This window comes from Brevibacillus formosus (genome assembly GCF_003013405.1).
Lineage (GTDB): Bacteria > Bacillota > Bacilli > Brevibacillales > Brevibacillaceae > Brevibacillus > Brevibacillus formosus.
Window position 1 is genome coordinate 1 of record NZ_PXZL01000006.1, and the last position, 8,289, is coordinate 8,289.

An 8,289-nucleotide genomic window follows, 5' to 3' on the forward strand; every position below is an offset into this window, starting at 1 on the left:
GTCCGCCGCTAGGGTCCGAAGACCCTCGCTCGACTTGCATGTATTAGGCACGCCGCCAGCGTTCGTCCTGAGCCAGGATCAAACTCTCCAATAAAGTTTGTTACTGGTTCAAAGCTGGCAAATCATTTAATGATAGACTCATTAACGCTTTCGCTGTTCAGTTTTCAAAGAGCATTTTGTTCGTCTCTCTCGAGGCGACTTTTCTATCTTATCATACCGTCTAGGGTTTTGCAAGATGTTTTTTAAAAAAATCTTGTTCCGCTTAGCGGCGTCTTCTTGAAGTGTTGCTTCAATCGAAGCGACAAGAAGTATCTTATCACGTATTCTTAAACAGCACAAGAGGTTTTTATAATAAAATTGAATTTCTTTTAAACTATATTAAAAGAGAGGCGAATCACTCGCCTCTCTTCTTTACTGTTCCATTACTCTCACAATAGATAAATGTCGCGCTTCGACTAAGTTTACGATTTTTCCACCTGTTTCAACCATTGGTCTCGTTGGGTGATTACGATCTGTAAATACGATCTTCCCAATCGTTCCATCACTTAATTCAACGAGCGTTCCTACAGCGAATTGAGTGATCCCCTCCACAAATGTACGAACAATGGTAGGATCAAGTTTCCCAAAGCTATCCTGCACTAATTGCTCTACGACTTGATAGGGAGACAACGCCTTTTGGTGGACACGATCCGAGCTCATTGCATGATACACATCGGCCACAGCGACAATTTTACTGTATAAATGCAGTTTAGATCCAGGCAAACCTAATGGATAGCCTGAACCATCTTCTCGCTCATGATGTTGCAAAGCCGCTAATGCTACACCTTCACTTAAACCGTGGGATGACTTAATAATTTGGTATCCGTAAACGGTATGCTTCTTCATCTCTTCGAATTCGTCTGGTGTAAGCTTCCCTGGTTTTTGCAAAATCCGTCGATCAATTTTCGTTTTTCCTATATCGAGCAATGTACCGGCCAATGCTACCTGCATCCATTCCTTTTCAGGTACCTTGACCCATTTTGCAATCATATAAGAAATAATCCCAACCGCTACGGCATGCTCGTAGGCATAGCTATCCATCTTTGCAAAGCGCCGAAGGGAGAGAAGAACTTGTGGTTGCTGCTGAAACTCCGTAATAATCGGCGTTACAACTTCTCTGACTTCCATAACTGGTATGTTATTGCCGCCTTGTACGCGGGTCATCAAATTTTTCAGTGTAGACACTGCTTTATCAAATGACTCCTGAAACACAGGTTTAGCTTGGGTAAACTTATCAGAAGCTTCTGGCGCATCTACCTTAGTTATGGTTGGTTCACCTTGGTCAGGCCAAGCCCCTCCTGAATCCTCTACTTGTACCTGCTTGATCATGAACGCTTCTAAGAATTGTACTTCTCGTTCATAGAGAGGGGTTCCTTTTGCAAAAAGAATGCCTCCCAATGCTGTAAATACGTCTTCAGCCAATTTCGCTCCAAGAGTCAGTTGTTTCACTTCCACATTGGGCAACCTGCTCACCACCCGATCCAACTTGTTAATGATATAGTATCCATTTCCCAATTTTACTTCAAACCCAAACCATTTGCAGGAAAAAAGCAATGGGTTGGGCAAACTTTCTGCACCTACACGAAAAAACGCCCCACATTATGCGGGACGCTTTTGTCGTGATTTTCTTTATTCCTCTGTCGGTTCAGTAGGCTCGGTTGCTTCAACTTCGACAGTCTCTCCATCTTGCAGATCTTCGATTCTCTCTTCCGCATCTTCATCTGACAGGTCCTCTTCCTCAGTTGGAGGACACTTGGCGACTGATCCCACTTGCTCATTTTCAGAAAGACGGATCAGTTTCACACCTTGCGTGTAACGCCCCATCACAGAAATACCTTTCATTTCTGTACGAATGATGATACCGGAAGTGGTAATAATCATCAGATCTTCTTCAGGCTCAACAACTTTCAGACCAACAACCGGACCGCTTCGATCCGTTACATTGTGTGTCTTAATTCCTTTACCGCCACGAGATTGAATGCGGTATTCATCGACAGGTGTCCGTTTTCCGTAACCATTCGCCGTTACAATGAGCACTTCTGCATTCGGTTTGATAACGTCCATATCGATGACATCATCATCGTCGTCAAGGGTAATCCCCTTCACACCGGTGGCGTTACGTCCCATCGTGCGTACGTCTCCCTCATTGAAACGGACGGACATGCCTTTGTGAGTACCCATGATGATTTCTTGTTGGCCATCCGTCAGACGAACACCAATCAACTCATCATCTTCGCGCAGGTTAACCGCAATCAGTCCGCCTTTGCGAATATTTTCATAGGACTCCAGCGTGGTTTTCTTAATAATCCCCTTCTTGGTCGCAAAGAACAGGTAGTGTTCTTGATCAAACTCCTTCACAGGAATTACCGCACTAACCCGCTCCCCTTTTTCAATCTGAATGAGATTGATGATTGGGGTACCTTTCGCTGTCCGGCTCAGATCAGGAATCTCGAATCCTTTTAGGCGATAAACCTTCCCTTTGCTCGTGAAGAACATGATGTAATCATGCGAGTTGGTAATGTACAGATGCTCGACAAAATCGTCATCCTTGGTTCCCAACCCCTGCACGCCACGTCCACCACGTTTTTGCGAACGGTAGGTGGAAACAGGCAGACGCTTGATATAACCGTCATGCGTCAGGGTGATGACCACATCTTCCTCTGGGATCAAATCTGCATCTTCGATATGATTCTCATCGAAAGTAATTTCCGTACGTCTTGCATCGCCAAACTTCTCTTTGATCTCACCCAGCTCATCGCGGATGATCGCGTAGATTTTGGCTTCGTCTGCAAGAATAGCACGCAGTTCTGCGATTTTTACCATGAGCTCTTGGTATTCGTTCTCGATTTTTTCTCGTTCCAAACCAGTCAGGCGTTGCAAACGCATATCGAGAATCGCCTGTGCCTGCTCGTAGGACAACGAATAATTCTCCATGAGTCCTGTGCGAGCTTCTTCCGTGGTTTGGGAGGAGCGAATCAAACTGATAATCTCGTCAATATGATCCAATGCAATGCGCAAGCCTTCCAAGATATGCGCACGGGCTTCTGCTTGCTTGAGATCGTATTCGGTCCTTCTGCGGATAATGACACGCTGGTGCTCCAAATAGTAATAGAGCATGTCACGCAGATTCAATACACGCGGACGACTGTCAACGAGTGCCAGCATATTCACACCAAATGTAGACTGCATTTGGGTATGCTTAAACAGATTGTTCAATACAACCTTTGGAATGACGTCACGGCGCAATTCCATGACGATACGCATTCCTTTGCGGTCAGACTCATCACGAAGGTCGGTAATGCCTTCGATTTTCTTCTCACGCACTAGCTCCGCGATTTTTTCCACGAGTCTAGCCTTATTCACCTGATAAGGGATCTCTGTTACGATGATGCGCGGTTTGCCTTTCCCATCCTCTTCAATCTGGGTTTTGGCGCGCATAATAATGGAACCACGGCCTGTTTCATAGGCACGGCGAATACCACTGTAACCAAGAATCTCCCCCGCTGTAGGGAAGTCAGGGCCCTTGATGATTTTCATCAAATCTTGAACCGTAATATCAGGATTGTCGATCATGGCAATGACACCATCAATAACTTCCGTCAAGTTATGCGGCGGAATATTGGTAGCCATACCTACAGCAATCCCTGATGCCCCGTTCAAAAGCAAGTTCGGGAAACGAGAAGGCAATACAACCGGCTCTTCTTTGCGTCCGTCGTAGTTAGGAGTGAAATCGACCGTTTCTTTATCAATATCGCGCAAAAGCTCCAGCGCGAGCTTGGAAAAACGCGACTCCGTATAACGCATCGCCGCTGCCGGGTCGCCGTCTACAGAACCGAAGTTCCCTTGCCCTTCAACCAGCATGTAGCGCATGTTAAAATCTTGGGCCATACGTACCATCGCTTCATAGATGGAAGAGTCACCATGCGGATGGTAGTTCGCCATTACTTCCCCGACAACGTTTGCCGATTTACGGAACGGCTTGTCAGGAGTAAGGCCCATATCGTGCATGGCATACAAAATACGCCTGTGTACAGGCTTCAAACCATCGCGAACGTCAGGCAAAGCCCGACTGACGATAACGCTCATCGCATAGCTAATGAACGATTCTCTCATTTCGTGGCTAATATCGACTTTTGGAAACCGAGCAGTTTCTTCTGCCATAAAGGGTAAACCTCCAACTGGTTATCACAATACTTCATTATACCATATAGAGAGAGGACACGTCCAAAAAATCCAGTTGAATCAATTCATTTCCTCAAGATTTACCACCGATTTTGATCGTACACTCACGATTTTCGCATTATCCCTAAATATCCCAGCTTTGTTTCACGCTGGGCATCACACAAAACAAAAAGGCCCCTACATTCTGGCGCCTAAAAGTTCATGTTTTTTTACTTGTATTTATCATCATCTTTACAGCTTTACGACCATTTCTAATTCAGTGAAGCGAATCATTGTCTTTGTATCGATTAACAATCCGAACGTAATCGCGATCATCTGTAGTAGTTTTCTCATGGTGTATCCCTCCGTTTATTGAATGTACTTTGATTTTACATGGAATAAACACAATGTCCTATCGATTTGGGTTTCAACTTCCTTACACTATTGTAAGAAACGTAGGAAAGTAAGTATGGGAAAAGTGTGGGAAATGCCTACAACAACTGATTAAGTCTGTTTGAAGATGTACAATAAAGTGAGAATCTTAAGGTTGGCGGAGGAATCCTATGAAGACCTTTCACATTGCTATCGTAGACGATGACATCAATATTCGTCAGATCGTCGAAGCCTATCTGCAAAAGGAAGGCTATGTTACAACTGCCGTTGAATCAGCCGAAGAGGCTATTACATTAGAGCAAGAGAATCCCCCCGATCTATGGGTATTGGACATCATGTTGCCAGGCATGAATGGCTATGAGTTTTGCCGACGTATTCGTGCCGGCTCAGAAACACCTATCATCATGGTTTCTGCACGCGACGAAGAAGTAGACAAGATTCTTGGACTAGAGCTAGGAAGCGACGACTATCTCACCAAACCTTTTAGCCCTCGTGAATTAGTAGCACGCGTGAATCGGGCACTCCAACGTTGGAAACAAATGAAATCCCATGCGGAAGAATCCCCATTCATTGCGAAAGACAGTAACCCGGAAGAAACTGCTAACAACGCTCTTGTATTAGATAAGGAAAAACGTCTCGTCTATTCTTTTGGGGAGGAAGTAGAGGTGACCTCGAAAGAATTTCAGGTACTCAGTCTTTTATCTGAACATCCGAATCGGGCTTTTTCCCGTGATGAGCTGCTCTCCCTTGTATGGGGATATGATTACTTTGGAAGTGATCGAGTAGTTGATGATCTCATTCGTCGTATCCGGAAAAAGCTGGACAAGATCCCTCTCGAAACCGTTTGGGGCTTTGGGTATCGCCTGCGAACTCTGGAAGGAACGAAGGATGAATGAGTATCCAATTTCGCATCACGTTGATGTTCGCCCTTCTTCTCTGCCTTGTCATGGGGGTATCAGCTGTCCTGATCAATTCGTTTTTGCTAGATAATTTAATTGAGCAGCAAAAAAATGAATTAAACCTTAAAGGTCGATTCTGGATTGAAAAAATGAACGAATCGAATGTAAAGATTGAAACAGAGGGAGTCGCAGAACTCGAAAAGCTTCTCGTCTCCAATCGCAAGATAGAAGTTCTGCTCTTAGGCAAAAAGAAAAAAGTACTCTACACGTCCCTGCCTTCTTCCAATTTGAATGAGTGGATGGATGCCCTTGAGCGTAAAGCGGAGAAAAGGCAAAATCGAAACATATGGATGGTCGGAAGCGATGATTACGTGGTCGTTAACTTGCCTTTTAAAAACGACGAAAAGCAACGACTGATTCTGGCCTCTCCTGTACGCGGACTAAAAGACATTCGTATGGAGATGACGAATAGTATATTGCTCATCGTCTTGATTGGAGCTGTATCTACCATTTTGCTCAGCTTTTTTATTACACGTAGTATGGTGAAGCCACTCCATAAATTGACGAGAGAAATAAAAAAGGTTCAAGCACGGCGTTTTTCCGAAGTCCAACTCATTCCTGCTCGCGGAGAAATTGCTGAAGTCTCGAATAGTGTTTACTCTATGGCACAAGAGCTGGATCGTTTTCATGAAATCCAGCGGCAATTTTTACAGAATGCTTCCCACGAACTAAAAACCCCTCTCATGTCCATTCAAGGATATGCCGAGGGAATTCGCGATGGCGTTTTTGTTGATGCTGCTGCTGAAAAAGGTTTTGATGTCATCGTAGAGGAAACCAATCGATTGAAGCATATTGTGACTGAAATTATACTGTTGGCCAAGCTTGAAGGGGAAGAGAATTTGTTTGATCCCTCGTGGCATTCCGCTACCGAATTGGTGACTCTGGCCATTGAGCGTTTACACCCTTTGCAGCTCCAACACAATGTAACGATTTCAGTACGTCCGACTAAAGCCAATGACGTAGTGTACGTAGACGAAGGAAAGTTTCTTCAAGCCTTGTTGAATATCATTGGAAATGCTTTGCGCCATGCCAAGGATCAGATCACAATAGAAATCAAATCAGGCAAACGTCAACTCCAAATAGAAGTACAAGATGATGGGGAGGGCATCCCGAAAGAACTTCTCCCCCATTTATTTCATCGTTTTGTGAAAGGAAAAAATGGTGATGTTGGACTGGGGCTAGCTATTTCTCGAGCAATTATCGAACGTTCGCTTGGCCGTCTCCAAGCAGAAAATGGTCCACTTCACGGCGCTGTTTTCCGGATCATCCTCCCCTTGTACCCGCAGCCTGAAAACTAATTAACACCCGAGTGATCTAGTGTCTACTCGGGTGTTTTCTTTCCATCATATATTTACCGCTACATGTTCCCGGAAATTTTCGCCGCGAGCGCGTTCCTTCCAATCCGCATAACCATGACAGAAGCAATTAAGCAAAATATTCCCGCAATGATAAACATGATGAAGTAACTATTCAACATGGTATAAATGACTCCTCCACCGTAAGCGGCCACAGCAGCACCTAATTGATGTGCAGCCAATATCCACCCAAACAAAATTCCTGATTGCTGTTTTCCAAAAATATCAGTTGTCAACTTAAGTGTTGGAGGAACTGTGGCTACCCAATCTAAGCCATAGAAGACAATGAATAAGCCCAGAGTAAACGTAGATGAGGATAGCGCTGCAGGAAGCAGCATTAATGAAAATCCCCGTAAACCGTAATACCAAAACAAGAGCCAACGATTGTTAAAACGATCCGATAGCCAACCCGATAATGTTGTTCCAATAATGTCAAAGATACCTATGAGAGCGAGTAAACTTGCAGCCGTTACTGCAGGAATGCCGTACTCCATACAAGCAGCTATAAAATGAGTACCAATTAAACCATTTGTAGAGAGACCGCAAATAAAAAAGCTGCCAGCCAACAACCAGAAATCAAAGGACCGAGATCCTTTTACTAAACCATCAACAGCTGCACGAAAAGGGTTTTGCTTTCTGTCTTCTATTTCTTGATCAACTTCTGTCGCACCAAACGCCTGAAGCCCTTTATCACTTGGTCGATCACGCATTAAGATAGCCACAATCGGAACCAAAATCAGAGCTGCTATTGCAATCACCCACGATGCCGTACGCCAGCCATCTGATTCAGCCAAGCTTGCAAGAAGAGGGAGAAATACCAGCTGTCCTGTTGCACCACTCGCCGTTAATATCCCCATAACCAATCCTCGTTGCTTCACAAACCAGCGATTTGCGATCATCGCTCCCAATACGGAAGCCGTGCATCCTGAACCCAGTCCAACAACGACTCCCCAAAGTACAGTCAGTTGCCATGAGGCATGCATCCAAGTCGTAAGGGAGGAGCCCAATGCTAACAGGATAAGAGCAATGATCGTGATACGCCTTATTCCAAATCGATCCATGACTGCTGCTGCAAATGGCCCCACCAATCCGTATAGCAATAGGTTAATCGACAACGCTATGGAGATAGAAGAGCGACTCCAACCAAATTCTTGTTCAACAGGAACCATAAAAACACCAGGAGCTGAGCGAATTCCAGCACCAACTAAGAGGATAAAAAAGGTGACACCCGCAATGATCCAGGCATAGTGGAGCCGACTCGAAGAAGCTTGTTCCATAATGACATGACTCCTTTTTCAAAATGATATACGTCAGAAATTTCAGTTTTTAGATAGTACAAAAAAACCATCCGAGCTGGATGGCTTCTTTTATTCCCTGAAAAC

Annotated in this window: 5 protein-coding genes and 1 rRNA gene; 2 read left to right on the top strand and 4 right to left on the bottom strand. The window is 44.6% G+C overall.

The window, feature by feature from the left end; all coding sequences use genetic code 11:
- The 3 genes from C7R91_RS06760 to gyrA form a co-directional block, all read right to left on the bottom strand.
- Window positions 1-94 (bottom strand): 16S ribosomal RNA (locus C7R91_RS06760); the annotation flags it as partial.
- Between the two features lie 317 nt (window positions 95-411).
- Window positions 412-1,503: an HD-GYP domain-containing protein gene (locus C7R91_RS06765; RefSeq protein WP_174769402.1), complete on the bottom strand. Its 1,092-nt coding sequence runs from the start codon at window positions 1,501-1,503 to the stop codon at window positions 412-414.
- A 165-nt stretch (window positions 1,504-1,668) separates the two neighbouring features.
- The gene (gyrA, locus tag C7R91_RS06770) at window positions 1,669-4,200 is read right to left on the bottom strand and encodes a DNA gyrase subunit A (RefSeq protein ID WP_047074938.1); all 2,532 of its coding nucleotides are present in this window, start codon (window positions 4,198-4,200) and stop codon (window positions 1,669-1,671) included.
- Between the two features lie 563 nt (window positions 4,201-4,763).
- Between gyrA and C7R91_RS06775 the strand changes: the two genes are divergently transcribed.
- Window positions 4,764-5,489 carry a response regulator transcription factor gene (locus C7R91_RS06775; RefSeq protein ID WP_047074940.1) on the top strand — a complete coding sequence of 242 codons (726 nt, stop codon included), beginning with the start codon at window positions 4,764-4,766 and terminating at the stop codon, window positions 5,487-5,489.
- Window positions 5,486-6,850 (top strand): sensor histidine kinase, encoded by a 1,365-nt coding sequence (locus C7R91_RS06780; RefSeq protein WP_047074942.1) that lies wholly within the window; start codon window positions 5,486-5,488, stop codon window positions 6,848-6,850. Before C7R91_RS06775 ends, C7R91_RS06780 begins: the two co-directional genes overlap by 4 nt.
- A 59-nt stretch (window positions 6,851-6,909) precedes the next feature.
- On the opposite strand, the gene C7R91_RS06785 is transcribed toward C7R91_RS06780, so the two are convergent.
- A complete protein-coding gene (locus tag C7R91_RS06785) occupies window positions 6,910-8,184 on the bottom strand; it encodes an MFS transporter (protein ID WP_047074944.1) in 1,275 nt (424 codons plus the stop codon).
- Window positions 8,185-8,289 lie beyond the last annotated feature (105 nt).

Bases quoted from the DNA above. Each gene is read 5' to 3' on its own strand.
- gyrA (WP_047074938.1), bottom strand. From the start codon at position 4,200: ATGGCAGAAGAAACTGCTCGGTTTCCAAAAGTCGATATTAGCCACGAA.
- C7R91_RS06775 (WP_047074940.1), top strand. From the start codon at position 4,764: ATGAAGACCTTTCACATTGCTATCGTAGACGATGACATCAATATTCGT.
- C7R91_RS06780 (WP_047074942.1), top strand. From the start codon at position 5,486: ATGAGTATCCAATTTCGCATCACGTTGATGTTCGCCCTTCTTCTCTGC.
- C7R91_RS06785 (WP_047074944.1), bottom strand. From the start codon at position 8,184: ATGGAACAAGCTTCTTCGAGTCGGCTCCACTATGCCTGGATCATTGCG.